This window comes from Bacteroidota bacterium, assembly GCA_016715425.1.
In the GTDB taxonomy this organism is placed as follows: Bacteria; Bacteroidota; Bacteroidia; order Chitinophagales; family BACL12; genus JADKAC01.
In genome coordinates, this window is the sequence record JADKAC010000001.1 from 1 (window position 1) to 19,106 (window position 19,106).

10 protein-coding genes and 4 pseudogenes are annotated in these 19,106 nt (G+C 38.8%); all 14 read left to right on the forward strand.

Features of this window, described 5'->3' with window-relative positions:
- Positions 1 to 278: 278 nt before the first annotated feature.
- The 14 genes and pseudogenes from IPN31_00005 (at position 279) to IPN31_00070 (ending at position 19,066) form a co-directional block, all read left to right on the forward strand.
- Positions 279 to 416 (forward strand): hypothetical protein, encoded by a 138-nt coding sequence (locus IPN31_00005; GenBank protein MBK8680306.1) that lies wholly within the window; start codon positions 279 to 281, stop codon positions 414 to 416.
- A gap of 5 nt (positions 417 to 421) precedes the next feature.
- Positions 422 to 685, forward strand: a complete 264-nt coding sequence (locus tag IPN31_00010) for a hypothetical protein (GenBank protein MBK8680307.1) — start codon at positions 422 to 424, stop codon at positions 683 to 685.
- A gap of 77 nt (positions 686 to 762) precedes the next feature.
- Positions 763 to 1,622, forward strand: a pseudogene (locus IPN31_00015) (site-specific DNA-methyltransferase).
- A 613-nt stretch (positions 1,623 to 2,235) separates the two neighbouring features.
- The gene (locus IPN31_00020; GenBank protein ID MBK8680308.1) at positions 2,236 to 3,123 is read left to right on the forward strand and encodes a branched-chain amino acid transaminase; all 888 of its coding nucleotides are present in this window, start codon (positions 2,236 to 2,238) and stop codon (positions 3,121 to 3,123) included.
- Positions 3,123 to 4,799 carry a dihydroxy-acid dehydratase gene (ilvD, locus tag IPN31_00025; protein MBK8680309.1) on the forward strand — a complete coding sequence of 559 codons (1,677 nt, stop codon included), beginning with the start codon at positions 3,123 to 3,125 and terminating at the stop codon, positions 4,797 to 4,799. The genes IPN31_00020 and ilvD overlap by 1 nt, the downstream gene beginning before the upstream one ends.
- 7 nt (positions 4,800 to 4,806) lie before the next feature.
- Positions 4,807 to 6,507: a biosynthetic-type acetolactate synthase large subunit gene (gene ilvB, locus IPN31_00030; GenBank protein MBK8680310.1), complete on the forward strand. Its 1,701-nt coding sequence runs from the start codon at positions 4,807 to 4,809 to the stop codon at positions 6,505 to 6,507.
- A 25-nt stretch (positions 6,508 to 6,532) separates the two neighbouring features.
- Complete coding sequence (gene ilvN / locus IPN31_00035) at positions 6,533 to 7,054, forward strand: acetolactate synthase small subunit (protein ID MBK8680311.1); 522 nt, start codon at positions 6,533 to 6,535, stop codon at positions 7,052 to 7,054.
- A gap of 20 nt (positions 7,055 to 7,074) precedes the next feature.
- Positions 7,075 to 8,121 carry a ketol-acid reductoisomerase gene (ilvC, locus tag IPN31_00040; protein MBK8680312.1) on the forward strand — a complete coding sequence of 349 codons (1,047 nt, stop codon included), beginning with the start codon at positions 7,075 to 7,077 and terminating at the stop codon, positions 8,119 to 8,121.
- The gene (gene ilvA / locus IPN31_00045) at positions 8,118 to 9,362 is read left to right on the forward strand and encodes a threonine ammonia-lyase IlvA (protein ID MBK8680313.1); all 1,245 of its coding nucleotides are present in this window, start codon (positions 8,118 to 8,120) and stop codon (positions 9,360 to 9,362) included. The genes ilvC and ilvA overlap by 4 nt, the downstream gene beginning before the upstream one ends.
- 343 nt (positions 9,363 to 9,705) lie before the next feature.
- Positions 9,706 to 9,915, forward strand: a complete 210-nt coding sequence (locus IPN31_00050; protein MBK8680314.1) for a hypothetical protein — start codon at positions 9,706 to 9,708, stop codon at positions 9,913 to 9,915.
- Positions 9,916 to 10,333: 418 nt separating this feature from the next.
- Positions 10,334 to 14,693, forward strand: a pseudogene (locus IPN31_00055) (CusA/CzcA family heavy metal efflux RND transporter).
- Between the two features lie 13 nt (positions 14,694 to 14,706).
- Positions 14,707 to 15,982: pseudogene (locus IPN31_00060) on the forward strand (efflux RND transporter periplasmic adaptor subunit).
- An 18-nt stretch (positions 15,983 to 16,000) separates the two neighbouring features.
- Positions 16,001 to 17,886: pseudogene (cadA, locus tag IPN31_00065) on the forward strand (cadmium-translocating P-type ATPase).
- A gap of 619 nt (positions 17,887 to 18,505) precedes the next feature.
- Complete coding sequence (locus tag IPN31_00070) at positions 18,506 to 19,066, forward strand: helix-turn-helix transcriptional regulator (GenBank protein ID MBK8680315.1); 561 nt, start codon at positions 18,506 to 18,508, stop codon at positions 19,064 to 19,066.
- The last annotated feature ends 40 nt before the right edge of the window (positions 19,067 to 19,106 follow it).

The following is a 19,106-nucleotide window of genomic DNA, read 5'->3' on the forward strand; positions in this document are numbered from 1 at the left end:
AAACATTGGATTGACAAAAAATCTTTAAGTATTCTTCCTATTTCACCAAATGAATTTTAGCTTCCACAGACAATGCTATACTGAAAGGTGGCGACACTGAGTTAAACAGATTTGCTAAAGAACATCTTGGTTATGGCAAAGACAAAGTTAGATTTTTGTCGCAAGATTTAATATGGTAAATACATTCTCAGTGAAACGGGAATTTATTACTGCAATCGGTGGTAATCAGAACAACTCATTTACCGATGTAATTACCACTTTAACAGCTCCTGTTGAAAATGCAACATAATGGAATAATTGATGGTATTCCTTGGCTAAAGGATAAGAGTAGATACTACACCGAAATTACAACAAATTTTAGCGACTATAATATTATGAGCAGTTTGGTGCTGCGTGAATTTCTTTATCAAATCTAAATTCTATGCAGTTACATTATCCAAATAAAAAAACAGAGAAGGAAATATTTGACAGTATTCCTGAAATTGAGTTAGTGCAAATTAATTCAAGCGACAATCCCAATTTGCTTATTCAAGCAAACAATTTAGTTGCCTTAAAACAGCTAATTACCAAACACAACCTTGCAGGTAAAATTGACCTCATATACATTGACCCACCATTTGCGACAAACAACACTTTTACAATTACTGACGGCAGAGCAAGCACAATTAGCAATAGTTCAAACTGAACGGTTGCTTACACCGACACTTTGAAAGGTTTTGATTTCATTGAGTTTATTCGTGAGAGCGACTTGTGCTTTTAAATATGTTGCTTTCCGACAAAGGTTCAATTTACCCATATTGATTACAAGATTGGGCATTACGTAAAAATTGTAATGGACGAAATATTTGGAATTGAGAATTTCCGAAATGACATCACAAGAATTAAATGTAATCCAAAAAACTTTGCACGCAAAGGTTTCGGAAATATGAAAGATTTGATTTTGTTTTATTCAAATCGGACAACAATTTGGAATGAACCAAAAACTCCATATACCGAAGAAGATAAATTAAAACTGTTTCCAAAAACAGAGAAAGACGGCAGGCGTTATACAACTATTCCATTACACGCTCCGGGAGAAACTCAAAACGGTAAGACATCAAAAGCATTTAAAGGAATTTTGCCACCTCCAGGCAGACATTGGAGAAGCGATGTTACAATTTTGGAACAGTGGGACAATGACGGACTTATTGAGTGGAGCGACAACGGAAACCCGAGAAAAAAAATATACTTAGACGAGCAAGAAGGAAAACGTATGCAAGACATTTTAGGAGATTTAAAGACCCACAATACCCTGTTTACCCGACAGAAAAAAATCCTGACTTGTTGGACATCATTGTTAAAACATCATCAAATGAAAACAGTGTAGTTCTTGACTGTTTTGCAGGTTCGGGGACAACTTTAAAAGCAGCACAAACCAACGGCAGACAATGGATTGGTATTGACCAATCAGACAAGCAATTAAAGCAATTACGACAAAACTTGACACAGTTGAAGGCGACTTATTTATTTCAAAATCGGACTACAAATTATTGACAGAGAAAGAAGCACAGCACACAACAGCGGTTTGGCGAAATGGCGGGTGCAGTGGTAAGTTAAAGTGTAGTTCTTTTAATAAACTTTAGTGCTTGGCTGACAGTTTGGTGCTTCTAAAACCGCCACTATCGCCAAGCCGCAAACCGTTAGGTGCAACCCTAAAAGAAGACACAACCGACAACAAACCGACAGACAAAATGCCAACGCTTCGCAAAATTAAAAGAGCTGTTTCCCCAACCATAAGCCTACACAAAACAGCACATTTTATTTTGCCCAACCTCACCCACACCTATATCTGACTTCAGAATTTTAACGACTTTCAAAAAAAAGGTATAAAAAATTTGCAAATCAAAAAAAGTATACTTACATTTGTACCGTTAAAACAGAAAAAAATGTACAATTCAATTATTATTTCTTCTATTATTATTGCGGGTGTGATTTCACATATTGGGGAGGAATAATTTTGATATAATCTAAAAGATATATTTGAAAGCCTCCCGAGAAATCAGGAGGCTTTTTTTATTGACATTAAACTAAAAAGAACAAAATGAAATCATATAACAACACTATTATTATCAGCATTATTATTAGCTCGCCACCGTGAGAGATGCTGCTTTATGCCAAATTGTAAGCCTTTCTCATTTCGGGAAAGGCTTTTTTTATTCCCAAAAATCAATTATCAACTCAATAAAAAAAATAAATATGTATTCAAACAACGAAACAGTCCTTTTTTTGGACGGAAAATTTGTAAAGGCTAACGAATCTACAACCGATTTGTACAGTCAAACGCTTCATTATGGCTACGGTGCATTTGAAGGTATTCGTTCTTATGAAACCAAAAATGGAACTAAAGTATTTAAAGCCGAAGAACATTATGAACGCTTGAAAAAATCCTGCGAATTGGTAAAAATCCCTTTCGATTACACTGTTCAAGAATTAGTCCTAGCTACTTACGAGTTACTGGAAAAAAACAATTTAAAAAATGCTTACATCCGACCATTGGTGTATTGTGGACAAAATATGAGTTTGTCAAAACCTACCAGCGTTTCGGTGATGATTGCCGCTTGGGACTGGGGAGCGTATTTGGGAGAAAAATTACTACGATTAACGGTTTCCTCCTATTGCCGTCCACATCCAAAATCCATCCACATTGAAGCGAAAGTCTGCGGTCATTATGTCAATTCGATTTTGGCAACCAACGAAGCAAAAGACAATGGATTCGACGAAGCCTTTCTTTTGGATAGCGATGGATTTTTAGCCGAAGGTCCGGGTGCGAATTTGTTCTTTGAAAAAGACGGAAAATTATTCACGCCTCAATTAGGAAACATCCTTCCGGGCATCACCAGAGCCACTGTTTTGGAGTTAGCCGAACAATTAGGTCTGGAACTGCATCAAGGAAAATTTACCAGAGAAGATCTTTTTCAAGCTGATAGTGCCTTTTACTGCGGAACGGCTGCCGAGGTAGTGGGTATATTATCGGTGGACACTTATCAATTTCCAAAAAACTGGAATGATTCCTTAGGTAAAAAACTTCAAGATGCTTATTCACTTTTGGTACGAGAACCTTTAAAACAGCTTAATTTAAACTAATGAAAACACTCAACAAATACAGTAGAACCATCACACAAGATGAAACCCAACCTGCAGCACAAGCCATGCTTTATGGAATAGGTTTAACCGAAGACGATTTGCAAAAAGCACAAGTGGGAATTGTGAGTATGGGTTACGAAGGAAATCCCTGCAACATGCACCTCAACGATTTGGCTAAAGAAGTAAAAGCTGGTGTGCAACAAGAGGATTTAGTAGGATTGATATTTAATACCATTGGTGTGAGTGACGGTATATCAAACGGAACTGACGGTATGCGTTTTTCTTTGGTTTCCAGAGATGTGATCGCCGATTCCATAGAAACGGTGGTGAGTGCCCAATGGTACGATGCTGTATTGGCGGTAGTAGGTTGCGATAAAAATATGCCTGGTTCTATCATCGCCATGGGAAGATTAAATCGTCCTGCAATCATGGTTTATGGCGGAACGATCCATTCTGGAAAATGGAAAGGAGAATCGCTCAATATCGTTTCAGCTTTTGAAGCTTTAGGTAAAAAATTCAGTAACACCATTTCCGATGAAGATTACAAAGGTATAATCAAAAACGCTTGTCCTGGCGCGGGTGCTTGTGGCGGTATGTACACAGCAAATACGATGGCTTCGGCTATTGAAGCTTTGGGAATGAGTTTACCTTACAGTTCATCCAATCCTGCGTTGAGCAGCAATAAAAAAATGGAATGTTTTGATACAGGAAAAGCCATCAAAGTGTTGTTGGAAAAAGACATTAAACCCAAAGACATCATGACCCGAAAAGCCTTTGAAAATGCCATGACCATGGTAACGGTTTTGGGCGGCTCTACCAATGCCGTAATGCACCTGATAGCTATGGCACATTCGGTGGATTTGGAATTGACTTTGGATGATTTCCAAAAGGTAAGTAACCGTGTTCCAGTGTTAGCAGATTTAAAACCGAGTGGAAAATACCTCATGGAAGATTTGCACGAAGCAGGTGGTGTTCCAGCAGTAATGAAATATTTATTGAAACACAATTTATTACATAGAGATTGTTTAACTGTTACAGGAAAAACAATTGTTGAAAATTTGGAAGCTGTGGAAGATTTAACCGAAGGTCAGAAAGTATTTCTTCCATTGGAAAATCCAGTGAAAGCAAATGGACATCTGCAAATGCTCTACGGAAATTTAGCTACCGAGGGAAGTGTAGCTAAAATAAGTGGCAAAGAGGGCGATTATTTTGAAGGAACAGCCAAAGTATTTGACGATGAATATGCAGTGATTGATGGTGTGAGAAACGGAGAAGTAAAACCCGGTAATGTGGTAGTAATCCGTTATTGCGGACCAAGAGGCGGACCGGGAATGCCTGAAATGCTCAAACCAACTTCAGCAATTATGGGTGCAGGATTGGGAAATTCAGTGGCTTTAATTACCGACGGTAGATTTTCGGGTGGAACGCATGGTTTTGTGGTAGGACACATCACTCCGGAAGCTTTTGTAGGTGGAACAATTGCCTTGGTAAATGATGGAGATTTAATTGCGATTGACACAAAAAATAATACGATCAATTTAAAAGTATCTGAACAGGAATTGGAAAAACGAAAAGCAGAATGGAAACAACCTCCATTGAAAGCAAGTAAAGGGGTTTTGTACAAATATGCACAATGCGTTTCGAGTGCTTCATTGGGGTGTGTAACCGATAAATAATTAAAAAATGAAAACAACGGAATTAAAAATAACAGGTGCAGAAGCGGTGATACAAAGCCTGAAAGCCGAAGGTGTAAAAACGATATTTGGTTATCCAGGCGGTGCTATCATGCCAATTTATGATGCCTTGTTTCATCATCTTGAAGAAGTAAATCATATCTTGACAAGACACGAGCAAGGTGCTATACATGCAGCTCAAGGATATGCTAGAACTTCAGGAAAAACAGGGGTTGTATTTGCTACTTCGGGTCCGGGAGCCACCAATTTAATTACAGGTTTAGCCGATGCCCTGATTGATTCTACGCCCTTGGTTTGCATCACCGGACAGGTGGCTTCTCATCTCTTGGGAACTGATGCTTTTCAGGAAACCGATGTCATGGGTATTTCGATGCCAGTAACCAAATGGAATTTTCAGGTAACTAAAGCAGAAGACATAGCAACAACATTGGCGAAAGCATTTTACATTGCCTCATCCGGTCGTCCTGGTCCAGTACTCGTGGACATCACCAAAGATGCTCAGTTTGAAGCGATTGAGTTTTCTTATCAGAAATGTAACTCTGTCAGAAGTTATCAGCCAAGGCCAAAATTGAATGAAGAACAAGTGCAAGTTGCTGCAAATTTACTGAACGAGGCAAAAAAACCTTTGATGATTGTCGGACAAGGAATTATGCTTTCCAATGCAGAAGAAGAATTATTGGCTTTTGCCGAAAAAACGGGTATTCCGGTGGCTTCTACGCTTTTGGGATTAGGAGCTTTTCCAAGTCATCACCCTTTATTTGTTGGAATGGTAGGCATGCATGGCAATTATGCACCCAATGTAAAAACCAATGAGTGCGATGTGTTGCTTGCCGTGGGAATGCGTTTTGACGACCGTGTTACAGGTGATGTTTCCCGGTATGCAACACAAGCAAAAGTGGTTCATGTTGATATAGACACTGCCGAAATCAATAAAATCATAAAAGCCGATGCTCCTGTTGTAGCCGATGCCAAAGAAGCACTAACCGTTTTAGCAGATTTGGTAGAAAAACAAACTCATCAAAATTGGTTGGATGAATTTCATCAAGCGAAGCAAAAGGAATTACAGGTACTTTCAGAAAATAGAGAAAAGGAATTTTCAGATGAACTGAGAATGGATTTGGTGATTGATTTACTTTCTCAAAAAACTAAGGGCAATGCAATCGTTGTAACCGATGTGGGGCAACACCAAATGATGGCGGCACAGTTCTATCAGTATAACCAAACCAAAAGCAATGTTACTTCTGGTGGATTGGGAACGATGGGCTTTGCGCTACCGGCCGCAATTGGAGCGAAAATGGCTAATCCCGAAAAACAAGTCGTGGCCATTATTGGCGATGGTGGTTTCCAAATGACTTTGCAGGAATTGGGAACCATGATGCAGAATAACATTGGCGTTAAAATCATTATTTTGAACAATGGCTACTTGGGAATGGTGCGGCAATGGCAACAAATGTTCTTTGAAAAAAGATATTCGTTTACCGACATACAAAGTCCTGATTTCGTTGCATTAGCAGCCTCTTACAATATCAAAGGTCAAAAAGTTGAAAGACAGGAGGAGTTGAACAACGCATTAGACCAACTTTTAAACACAGAAAATGCGTACCTGTTGGAAGTGAAAGTGGCCAGAGAAGACAATGTATTCCCGATGATGCCAACAGGTGCTTCGGTAGCTGAAATAAGATTACAATAATTATAAAACGGATAAAATGGAAACAATGAACAAAACATTTACCGTATCCATATTTACGGAAAATACAATCGGAATGCTCAACCGCATCACCATCATATTTACAAGACGACATTTGAATATTGACAGCATCACAGCTTCTGAAACAGAGGTTAAAAATGTGCATCGTTACACTATCGTTTTGAGAACAAACAGAGAACAAATAGATAAAGTTGTTGGGCAAATCGATAAATTAATTGATGTTCTGAAAGCCTTTGTACACGAAGATAATGAAGTAGTACATCAGGAAATTGCGTTATATAAAATCAAAACAACAGAACTTAAATCCAACAATGTAGAGCAAGTGGTTAGAGAAAATAGTGCCAAAGTTCTCACCGTAGATCCCGACTTTATCGTCATTGAAAAAACAGGGCACAAAGAAGAAATACAAGTTTTGTTTGAAAAACTGAAAACATTTGGCATTCTGGAATTTGCCCGCTCAGGTCGAGTGGCAGTTACCAAACCAATGAAAGAATTAAGTACTTATTTAAAAGAATTAGAAATCAATTAAAAAAAATAATACAATATAAAATGGCACAATTAAATTTTGGCGGCGTAATGGAAAATGTCGTAACACGAGAAGAGTTTTCATTAGAGAAAGCAAGAGAAATATTAAAAAACGAAACTGTTGCAGTCATTGGATACGGCGTGCAAGGTCCGGGACAAGCCTTAAATTTGAAAGATAATGGCGTAAAAGTAATTGTAGGACAACGAAAAGGGACAAAGAGTTGGGACAAAGCACTTGCTGATGGTTGGGTAGAAAATGAAACCCTTTTCGAAGTGGAAACCGCTTGCGAAAAAGGCACTTTACTCATGAATTTATTATCAGATGCAGGGCAAATACAAGCATGGGAAACGATGAAAAAAAATTTGACAACAGGAAAAGCCCTGTATTTTTCACATGGTTTTGGCGTTACTTTTCATGAAAAAACAGGTATCGTGCCACCTAAAGATGTAGATGTGTTTTTGGTGGCTCCCAAAGGTTCGGGAACTTCGTTAAGAACATTATTTTTAAAAGGGCAAGGTTTAAATTCCAGTTATGCCGTTTTTCAAAATGCAACCGGAAAAGCTGAAGAAAAAGCATTGGCATTAGGCATCGCTATCGGTTCTGGCTATTTGTTTGAAACCACATTTCAAAAAGAAGTGTACAGCGATTTGACTGGCGAACGAGGCGTTTTGATGGGAGCTATCGCAGGTGTTTTTGAGGCTCAATATAATGTGCTTCGTCAGCGAGGACATTCGCCAAGTGAAGCCTTCAACGAAACTGTAGAAGAATTGACCCAAAGTTTAATGCCTTTGGTAGCCGAAAACGGAATGGATTGGATGTTTGCCAATTGCAGTACCACTGCACAACGAGGAGCATTGGATTGGAAAGGTAAATTTAGAGAAGCTACCACTCCTGTTTTTAATGAACTGTATGATGACGTGCTTTCAGGTAAAGAAGCAGCCATCGTTATCGAAGCCAACAGCAAGCCAGATTACAGAGAAAAACTCAACGCAGAACTCAAAGAAATACAACAAAGTGAGTTGTGGCAAACTGGAATGCAAGTTCGAAAATTAAGACCTCAAACCAAATGATACATTTAGCAAAAATACAAGAGGCAGCCGAAAACCTGAAAGGTGTGGCTGTGCATACGCCTCTTGTGAAAAACGAAAACCTGAGCGAGCGATTTGCTGCTCAGGTTTATTTGAAACGGGAAGATTTACAACCTGTACGATCCTACAAATTGCGTGGAGCGTATCATAAAATAAGTTCGCTTTCCGAAAATGATATAAAACTAGGCGTGGTATGTGCAAGTGCCGGAAATCACGCTCAGGGAGTGGCTTTTGCGTGTAGAAAACTGAACATAAAAGCCGTTATTTATATGCCTATTACTACGCCTGCACAAAAAATAAAGCAGGTAAAACTCTTTGGAAAAGAAAATGTAGAGGTTGTGTTGAAAGGTGATACTTTTGACGATGCCTACAACGAAGCCCTTCTTTTCAGCCAGAAGAATAAGGCGGTTTTCGTTCATCCGTTTGATGATGAATTGGTTATTTCCGGACAAGGAACTGTAGGATTGGAAATTGTGGAAGACAGCAAATGTAAGATTGATTTTTTATTCTTTCCAATTGGTGGTGGCGGTTTGGCTGCAGGAGTCGTTTCGGTTTTTAAACAATTGAGTCCAGAAACTAAACTTATCGGCGTAGAACCACAAGGAGCAGCCTCTATGAAAACATCGTTGGAAAACGGTAAAAATACTGCATTGACGGACATTGATAAATTTGTAGATGGAGCGGCAGTAAAACGAGTGGGCGACAAAACATTTGAAATCTGTAAAAACTCTTTAGATGATATCGTTTTAGCCCCCGAAGGGAAAGTTTGCACCACAATTTTGCAATTGTACAACGAAGAAGCCATTGTTGTAGAACCAGCCGGTGCATTGAGTATTGCAGCGTTGGATTCGTATAAAGACCAAATCAAAGGTAAAAATGTGGTGTGCATTGTTAGCGGAAGCAACAATGACATCACAAGAATGGAAGAAATAAAAGAGCGATCCTTGATGTTTGAAGGATTGAAGCATTATTTCATCATCAACTTTCCACAACGACCAGGAGCATTAAAAGAATTTGTAAATGATGTCTTAGGAGAAAATGATGATATTACCTATTTCCAGTTTACCAAAAAAAATAATAGAGAAGAAGGCCCAGCGGTAGTTGGAGTAGAATTAAAACACAGCTCAGATTTAGATAGTATGGAACAAAAAATGAAAACTAAAAAAATAAATTATCAGCATCTGAATGAGCAGAAAGAATTGTTTACGCATTTGATATTTTAAACTATCTTGTACAGTATGTGTTGTAAAATTCAAACAACAGTTCATTAATATTTAGCCAACGCATTTGGTGGCACATTTGCAAAACCGCACAGGCAAAGGCCAAAGCCAAGTTTTGCAAAAGAGCCACCAAGCCAACGCACCAAGACAGGAGTAAAATGGACAGACAACAACACGACAGAAAAGAAGGGCAGCACCTAACAGCACCTACCCAAAAGTGGCGGTTCAGTGGTTAAATCAAGCTTTGTGCATCTATCAAAGTTTGTGCTTGGCTGACAGTGAAGTGCTTCGTAATCGCCACCTTCGGGTAGCTTCAAACCGTTATCAGCAACCCTAAAACCCGACAGTGCGACCATTAACCGACAGACATAAACCGACCGACAATGCAATTTTCGGCAAAGCCGTTTGGCTATCCCTTCGCAAAATAAAAAGAGCTGCAAAGCCACCCACAAGCCGACCCACTTTTGCAGCACATTTTATTTTGCCCAACCGCACCACCATCACCCGACAACATTCTGCACAACCTACAGTTTTTTTCCCTACATTTGCATCGTGAAAAAAGTTTTGACACTCTTATTTAGTTTTTACTTGTTGGCATTGGCTGTTATGCCGTGCAGCGACAAGGACGACTGTAAATATATGAGTGCCGACCAATCCACATACACCACCACAGACCATTCCGACCACGACAGCGACACCGAAAATTGCTCACCTTTTTGTATGTGTGCTTGTTGCGGACAAACTTTTAGTAGTTCTTTTACTAATTACAGTTTAGCCCTTCACGTTCCAGTTTCAGTAGAAAAATTCCCACTTTACAACGCCTCATTTGCTTCGGAGGTGTATTTGTCTATTTGGCAACCGCCAAAACTCAGTTAATGAATTTCTGATGTTCCGCTAATGCGGAACAAAACAAAACTACTCGGTGCTAACGCACCGCAAGTAATCGTGTATTCATTCATTAAAATAATTAAAAAATGTTAGATAATATAATTGCGTTCAGCATAAAGAACAAATTCATCATCGCATTGATGACACTTGCACTCATTGTTTGGGGAGTGTGGAGTGCAACAAAACTGCCCATAGATGCAGTTCCCGACATCACCAACAACCAAGTGCAAATCATTACGGTTTGCCCCACCCTTGCAGGACAAGAGGTGGAACAGTTGGTTACTTACCCCATCGAACAAAGCATTGCGAACCTTCCCGATTTGGAAGAGTTGCGGAGCATTTCCCGTTTCGGACTTTCGGTAATTACAGTTGTGTTTGACGACAAAGTGGACATCTACTTTGCCCGACAACTCATTAATGAAAGGCTAAAGGAAGCGGAAACTAAAATCCCCAAAGGTGTTGGCACACCCGAATTAGCACCTGTTAGCACAGGTTTGGGCGAAGTGTATCAATACATCATTCACCCCCAAAAAAGGTAGCGAAAGCAAATACACGGCTATGGACTTGCGAACAATGCAAGACTGGATTGTTGCCCGACAGCTTTACGGAACAGCAGGAATTGCAGAAGTAAACAGCTTTGGCGGGCAAATGAAACAATATGAAGTTGCTGTAAATCCTGACAGATTGATTGCAATGGGAATAACCATTCCCGAAATTTTTACCGCTTTAGAAAAAAACAACGAAAACACAGGCGGGGCATACATTGACAAAAAGCCAAATGCCTATTTCATTCGTGGTGTGGGTTTGATTGGTTCGTTTGACGATATCAAAAATATTGTTGTGAAAACAAATCCCAACGGCATTCCAATTCTCATTAAAGATGTTGCCGAAGTGCATTTAGGTAGTGCCGTGCGATATGGTGCAATGACTTACAACGGTGAGGTAGATGCCGTTGGCGGTGTAGTAATGATGTTAAAAGGTGCAAATAGTGCCGATGTGGTAAGCCGTATTAAAGATAAAATGGCAACTATTCAAAAATCATTACCAAAAGATGTAGTAATTGAACCCTATTTAGATAGAACCGATTTGGTAAACCGTGCCATTTCAACAGTAGAAAAAAATCTGATTGAAGGAGCTTTAATAGTAATCTTCGTTTTGGTTTTATTTCTTGGAAACCTTCGTGCAGGTTTAATTGTGGCTTCTGCCATTCCTTTATCAATGTTGTTTGCTTTGGGCTTAATGAATGTATTTGGCGTAAGTGCCAATCTAATGAGTTTAGGAGCAATTGACTTTGGTTTGATTGTGGACGGAGCAGTAATTATTGTAGAAGCCACCTTGCACCATTTAGGAATGCGGAAAACAATTGGCAAACTTTCACAATCAGAAATGGATAATGAAGTGTTTGTTTCCGCATCTAAAATCCGAAGCAGTGCCGCTTTTGGCGAAATAATTATCCTTATTGTTTATATTCCCATTCTTACCTTGGTAGGTATCGAGGGCAAAATGTTTTGCCCGATGGCTCAAACAGTTGCTTTCGCCATTGTTGGAGCGTTGATTTTATCGCTTACCTACATTCCAATGATGTGTGCAGCTTTCCTTTCTAAAAACATTTCGCACAAGCAAACATTGAGCGATAGAATGATGAATTTTTCCAACGCCTTTATGCACCGCTATTAGAAAAAGCAATCCGTTTTAAAAAAGTAATTGTAGTCGCAACCGTTGCGGTATTTGCAGTTTCCGTATTTCTATTTTCAAGAATGGGTGGTGAGTTTATTCCAACCTTGCAAGAAGGCGACTTTGCTTTTCATTGCATTTTGCCACAAGGAACTTCACTTTCTCAAAGTTTAGAAACCAGTATGCAAGCATCACGGCTAATTAAAGAATTTGACGAAGTAAAAATGGTAGTTGGTAAAACAGGAAGTGCCGAAGTGCCAACCGACCCAATGCCACCTGAAGCCACCGATATGATGATAATTTTAAAATCGCCAAGCGAATGGAAAAGAGATATTTCTTATGATGAATTGGCAGAAGAATTTGAAAAAATTAAATACCATTCCAGGCGTTTTCTTTGAAAAAACCAACCCATACAAATGCGGTTTAATGAACTTATGACAGGTATTCGCCAAGATGTTGCCGTTAAAATATTTGGTGAAAATATGGACACACTTCTAAGCTATGCCAACAAGGTAAATACAGTGGTGCAAAACGTGAACGGTGCAACAGAACCAAGTGTGGAACGGGTTGCAGGATTACCGCAAATCGTTATCAAATACAACCGTTCGCAAATTGCCAATTACGGATTAAACATTGAAGACATCAATCACATTGTAAGCACTGCCTTTGCCGGTGGAAGCGCAGGCGTTGTGTATGAAAACGAACGCAAATTTGATTTGGTAGTTCGCTTAGACAGCACACACCGAAACAACATTGACGATGTAAGCCATTTATATATCCCAACTGCCAACGGAACACAAATTCCATTATCGCAAGTTGCGGAAATCAAAATGGAATTGGGTCCCGCACAAATTAGTCGTGAAGATGGAAAACGTAGAATTGTGGTTGGCTTCAACATCAAAGACAGAGATGTGGAAAGTGTTGTTACCGATATTGAAAATGAACTAAATGAAAAAGTAAAACTTCCCGAAGGGTATTATTACACCTATGGAGGAACTTTTGAAAATCTGCACGCGGCAAGTAAACGCCTAATGATTGCTTTGCCTGTGGCATTGGCACTCATTTTTATGTTACTCTATTTCACCTTTGGTTCAGTAAAACAAGCAACGCTAATTTATACCGCAATTCCAATGAGTGCAATAGGCGGTGTATTCGCTTTACTTCTTCGTGATATGCCTTTCAGCATTTCGGCAGGTATTGGTTTTATTGCCTTGTTTGGTGTAGCAGTTTTAAATGGCATTGTGCTAATCGGAACTTTTAACCAATTAGAAAAAGACGGAATTACGGACATATTAGAACGAATAAAAGAAGGAACTAAAATCCGCTTGCGACCTGTGTTAATGACTGCCACCGTTGCATCATTAGGATTTTTACCAATGGCACTTTCACACGGTGCGGGGGCAGAAGTGCAAAAACCTTTGGCAACGGTTGTAATAGGAGGACTAATTACAGCTACTTTCTTAACCCTGTTTGTTTTGCCTTTGCTGTATCTTATGTTTTCTAAAATAAAAAAGCCAAAAAGCAAAATTTATACAACAGCTATTTTAGTTTTTGCGTTGCTTTCATTCAATGTTGCCAATGCTCAAACGCCAACATCTAAAACCATTTCGGTTGAAGATGCAATAAGCACCGCATTGAAAAATAATTTAGAAATTCAATCACAACAATTCAATGTGCAATCTTCCACCACTTTGAAAAAATCGGTGTTTGAATTACCCCAAAACAAATGTCAATTTTCAGTTTGGGCAATACAACAGCATCAATCAAGACAGGGCTTTTCAAATCAATCAATCTATTCCGTTCCCCACTTATTTTACTGCAAGATCAGGTTTGTATAAAGCCGAATTACAAAGTAGCGAATTGAAGCAGCAAGCATCTGCAAACGAGATAAAAGCACAGGTGCAATACTGGTTTTACCAGTTGCAATATTTACAAACCACTAAAAAGCAACTGCAATCTTTAGACAGTTTGTATAACGATTTTGTGAGTGCAGCAGCTTTGCGATACAAAACAGGTGAAACAAATTTGTTGGAGAAAACCACAGCCGAAACCAAACATGGACAGCTTTCGCTTTTGCTCAAACAAAATGAAACGGACTTTGCAACGGCTTACAATTCCTTAAAAACGCTAATGAATACAAGCGAGGATTTTACGATTGACAATAACGGAAACATTCAACCGCTTGTAGTAAGCAGGTCGTTTGATACTACACTTATTGCAAATAATCCATCGCTGAAAGTATTGTATCAGCAAGCCGTAATTGCAGAACAGAACAAAAAAGTTGAAACTGCATCAATGCTTCCTGATTTTAATGTGGGCTATTTCAACCAGTCCTTAATCGGGTTTCAAAACATAAATGGAACAGAAGTGAATTTTGACGGCAGCAAGCGCTTTCAGGGCTTTAATGTCGGCATCAGTATTCCGATAACTTTTTTCAGCAACGCATCAAGAATAAAATCGCTTGACTATAAACAACAGGCATTGCAAAAAGAAGCCGACAACGGAAAACTGATTTTACAAAACCAATTGCAAAATGCTTTTCAGCAATACAACCAGAATTTGTCGCAATACAATTATTACAAATCAACAGCTTTGCCCAATGCAGAAATAATTATCAGCACCGCAAAAGTTGGTTTCAAAAGTGGCGACATTGGCTACATAGAGTATTTGCAGGCATTACAAACTGCTACCGATGTGCAGTTGGCATATCTGCAAAGCGTAAATCAACTCAATCAGTCAGTCATCAACATTAATTTCTTAATCAACAACTAAAATTTACAAAAAAATGAAAAATATAATCTTCATAGCAGCCCTTGCAACATCTTTAGCATTTGCATCCTGCAACAGCAATAAAACCGAAACTCACGGTGAAGAAACCGAGCATCACGATGAACACGAAAACGCCAATACCACCATGCTTACAGCCGAACAAATGAAATCTATAAAAATAGAGTTAGGCAGCATTGAGAAAAAAGCAATTAACCGCCTCACTCAAAGCCAATGGATTGTTGCGAGTGCCAAACAACAACAAGGCAAACGCTACTGCCATGTTTGGCGGTGTAATCAAATCAATTTTGGTGCAAACAGGAAACACCGTTTCTAAAGGACAAGTGATAGCCACCATTTCAAACAATACTTTTATCACCATTCAGGAAGAATTTCTAAGTGTTTCTTCAAAAGCAGAGTTGGCACAGTTGGAATTTGACAGACAAAAAGAATTGCAACAAGGCAATGCAGGAGCATTAAAGAATTTGCAATCTGCCGATGCAGAACTTAAAACCTTGAAAGCCCGAAAAGCGAGTTTGCAAAAGCAGTTAGAACTTATTGGTATCAACACCGCTTCACTCACAAGCGAAAACATTCAATCAATCGTAAACATTACAAGCCCCATAAACGGCACTATTAGCAATGTGATGGTGAACATTGGCAGTTATGTTGATGCAAACAACCCTATTGCTGAAATAGTGGACAACAGTCAACTGCATTTGGATTTGTATGTCTATGAAAAAGATTTGCAGAAACTGAAAGTTGGACAAACTATACATTTCACATTAACCAACAATCCGGGCAAAGAATACGATGCGGATGTTTACGCCATCAGCAACACGTTTGAGCAAAACACCAAAGCCGTTGCAGTTCACGCAATGGTAAAAGGAAACAAACAAGGTTTGATTGACGGCATGAGCATTACCGCACTAGTCAGTTTAGAAAACGCCACTGTAGATGCAGTACCTGCAAATGCTATTGTAAACCATGAAGGACAAGACTATATCTTTATTGTTACCGATGCCCACAAAGAAGAAGAACATCATTCGGAAAAAGAAACTGCCGAACACCAACACGATGAACACGGACACGAACACGGTGAGAAAGAAGAACCTGAACACACCGAAGAAGGAACAACCTTTGAAAAAATACCAGTTCGTAAAGGCACTACCGATGTAGGTTACAGCGAAATTACTTTACTAAAAGAAATTCCTGCCAACAGCAAAGTAGTAGTAAACGGAGCTTTTTTTATCTTAGCTAAAATGAATAATAAAGGCGAAGCTCACGCACATTAATCTAAAAACATTCATAAAATGAAACTACCAATCAACGATAAAAAATTCCTTTTTCTTCTTTCAGCAATCACAATAGTGGTTGCGTTAGAAGTTTTATCCATCATCGGCATACACATACCAATGCCTTATGCACCTTTTGTTTTTGCTGCATTCATTTTTGGCATTGGCTACAGTGTTGTATGGAACGGAGTAAAAGCAATCTTCAAACTCCAATTTAGCAGCATCAATTTACTAATGACCATTGCTGTAATCGGTGCATTTTATCTGGGCGAATATCCCGAAGCAGCAGTTGTAATAGTGCTATATGTTTTAGGCGAACGCTTAGAAGATATTGGAATAGAAAATTCAAAATCTGCATTAGATGAATTAGTAAGCAAAGCACCAAAGACCGCTTTTGTAAAAACAGAAAACAAAAATGTGGCTATTGATAAAATTGCAGTCGGCACAATCATTCAGGTAAAAGCAGGTGAAATGATACCGTTGGACGGCAAAATTATTTCAGGCGAAACCACGGTTGACGAAGCAGCCATCACAGGCGAACCCATCCCTAAAGACAAACACACGGGCGATAATTTGTTTGCAGGAACGCTAAATAAAAATGGTTTTATAGAAATGGAAACAACCAAACTTTCAATGGATACCACTTTCTCAAAAATCATTCGCCTCACTTTTGAAGCACAGGCAACAAAAGTGAAACACAAAAATTTATTCAACAATTTTCAAAGTATTACACACCTTCCATTATTGCAATGGCAGTTTTAGTTTTTGTTATTCCAGTATTTGCAATGCAATTAGATTTTAACCATTGGTTACAACAAGCCATTACACTTTTAGTAATCGCTTGTCCTTGTGCCTTGGTTATATCCACGCCAGTTGCAATCTACGCAGCAATCGGAAACGCATCAGCAAAAGGAGCATTAGTAAAAGGCGGAAAATACATTGAAGCATTGGCAAGCATCAAAGCAATTGCATTAGATAAAACACGAACCATTACTTTTGGAAATCCGATTGTATCAGATGTATTTCCTTTAAACGGAACAAGCCGTGAAGAACTTTTGGCTTGCACCGCAGGAGCAGAAATATTTTCCGAACACCCATTAGCACAAGCCATTGTTGATGCAAGTAAAAAAGAAGGATTTGAACCACACAAAACCGAAGGTTTCAAAAGCATTATGGGCAAAGGTGCAACCGCAAAATGTTTGGTGTGTGAAGACGAAACAATTTATGTAGGCAAGTTAGATTTCATAAAAGAACATCAACCCGTTGACAAAGAAGCCGAGAAAATTGTAGCAGAACTTTCAGCACAAGGCAAAACAAGTGTAGTCGTAAGTTTTGGCGATGGTGTGGCAGGTATTATAGGTTTAATGGACGAAATAAAACCCGACAGTGCAGCAGCATTAAAAGAAATAGAAGCAATGAACATAGAACCTATTATGCTGACAGGCGACAGCGAAAAAGCAGCAAACTATGTAGCCCAACAAGTAGGTATTAAAAAAATATTCGGCAATATGTTACCCGAAAACAAAGCCGACAAAATCAAAGAACTTTTGCAACAATATAAATTTGTAGCAATGGTAGGCGATGGAATAAACGATGCACCAGCATTAGCACAAAGCACCGTAGGTATAGCAATGGGAGCAGCAGGAAGCGACACGGCAATAGAAACCGCAAATATTGCATTGATGAACGACAAACTTTCACTCATTCCGTTTCTCATTCAGTTAAGTAAAAAAACGTTGAGAAGAATAAAATTCAACACCATCGGAGCAATAGCCGTAAAACTTATATTCATAACACTTGCATTTATTGGTTACAGCAATTTAGTTTTCGCCATAGCAGCAGACGTAGGAGTAACACTAATTGTAATTTTGACAAGTTTACGACTGATGAATTACAAAGGATAAAATGGAGAGACCTGCAAACTCAAAACCGACTGCATCTAAAGCCAACGCATTTGCACTCACATTTGCTTTTGCCTCAACGCACTGGCAGCCGCAGCAAAAGCAAAAGAGAGTGCAAGCAACCGCACCCGTTCAACGCAGACAGACACTGCAAACTAGACTGACAACACTTCGGAAGGACAGAAGGGCAGCTGATAACAAGGGCTTAAAAGAAATTGGGGGTTCAGTGGTAAATCGTAACTTTGTGCAACTAATAAAGTTTGGTGGTAGGCTGACAGTTTTGTGCTCCGAAATCGCCAACTTCTTAAGCGCCAAAACGTTATAGCCAATGGTAGGACGACCGTTCACAACACGACCAACCGACCAAAATTTAAACATTAAAACAAATACAAACCATTTTGACAAGTGACCAACATACAGATCATATTTCAACTGGACAGCGAGTAAGCCGACACTCATTGCCGACCCAATGTTTTTTATTTTTTTCCCACCCGCATTTTTTAAAACAATTTTATGCCAGCCGCACAAGTGGCACATTTGGCTTTGCCCGACACACAAACCGACCCTTCGTAAAGCCAAAAGAGCCACTTTTTTGCCAACGCACTTTTAAAGACAATACAAGATGAAAATTTATATTAAAAATATGGTTTGTAATCGCTGCATAATGGTAGTGAAAAATGAGTTGGAGAAGCTTGGTATACAACCATTGAATATTTCTCTAGGTGAAGTTGAACTCACAAACAACTTGACCGAAACTGAAAAAGTCAACCTCGACAATCATCTAAAAACCTTCGGGTTTGAATTGATCGATGACAAAAAAAGTCGATTAATCGGACAAATTAAATCATACATTATTGAAATCATTCATCAGCAAAATAGCGAGTTAAAATCTAATTTATCTGACTATTTGAGTAGTAAACTTCATCACGACTATACTTACTTATCAAACCTGTTTTCTGAAGTAGAAGGTACGACTATTGAAAAGTATTTCATTGCTCAAAAAATAGAGAAAGTGAAGGAGTTATTGGTTTATGACGAATTATCATTGAGAGAAATCTCTTATCAAATGAATTATTCGAGCGTTGGATATTTGAGCAATCAGTTTAAAAAAGTTACAGGACTCACTTCTACTCACTTTAAGAATATCAAGGAAATCAAACGCAAACCACTAGACGAAGTGTAAATGTTACAAATACAATCCAAAATCAGGTAACGGTTATGAA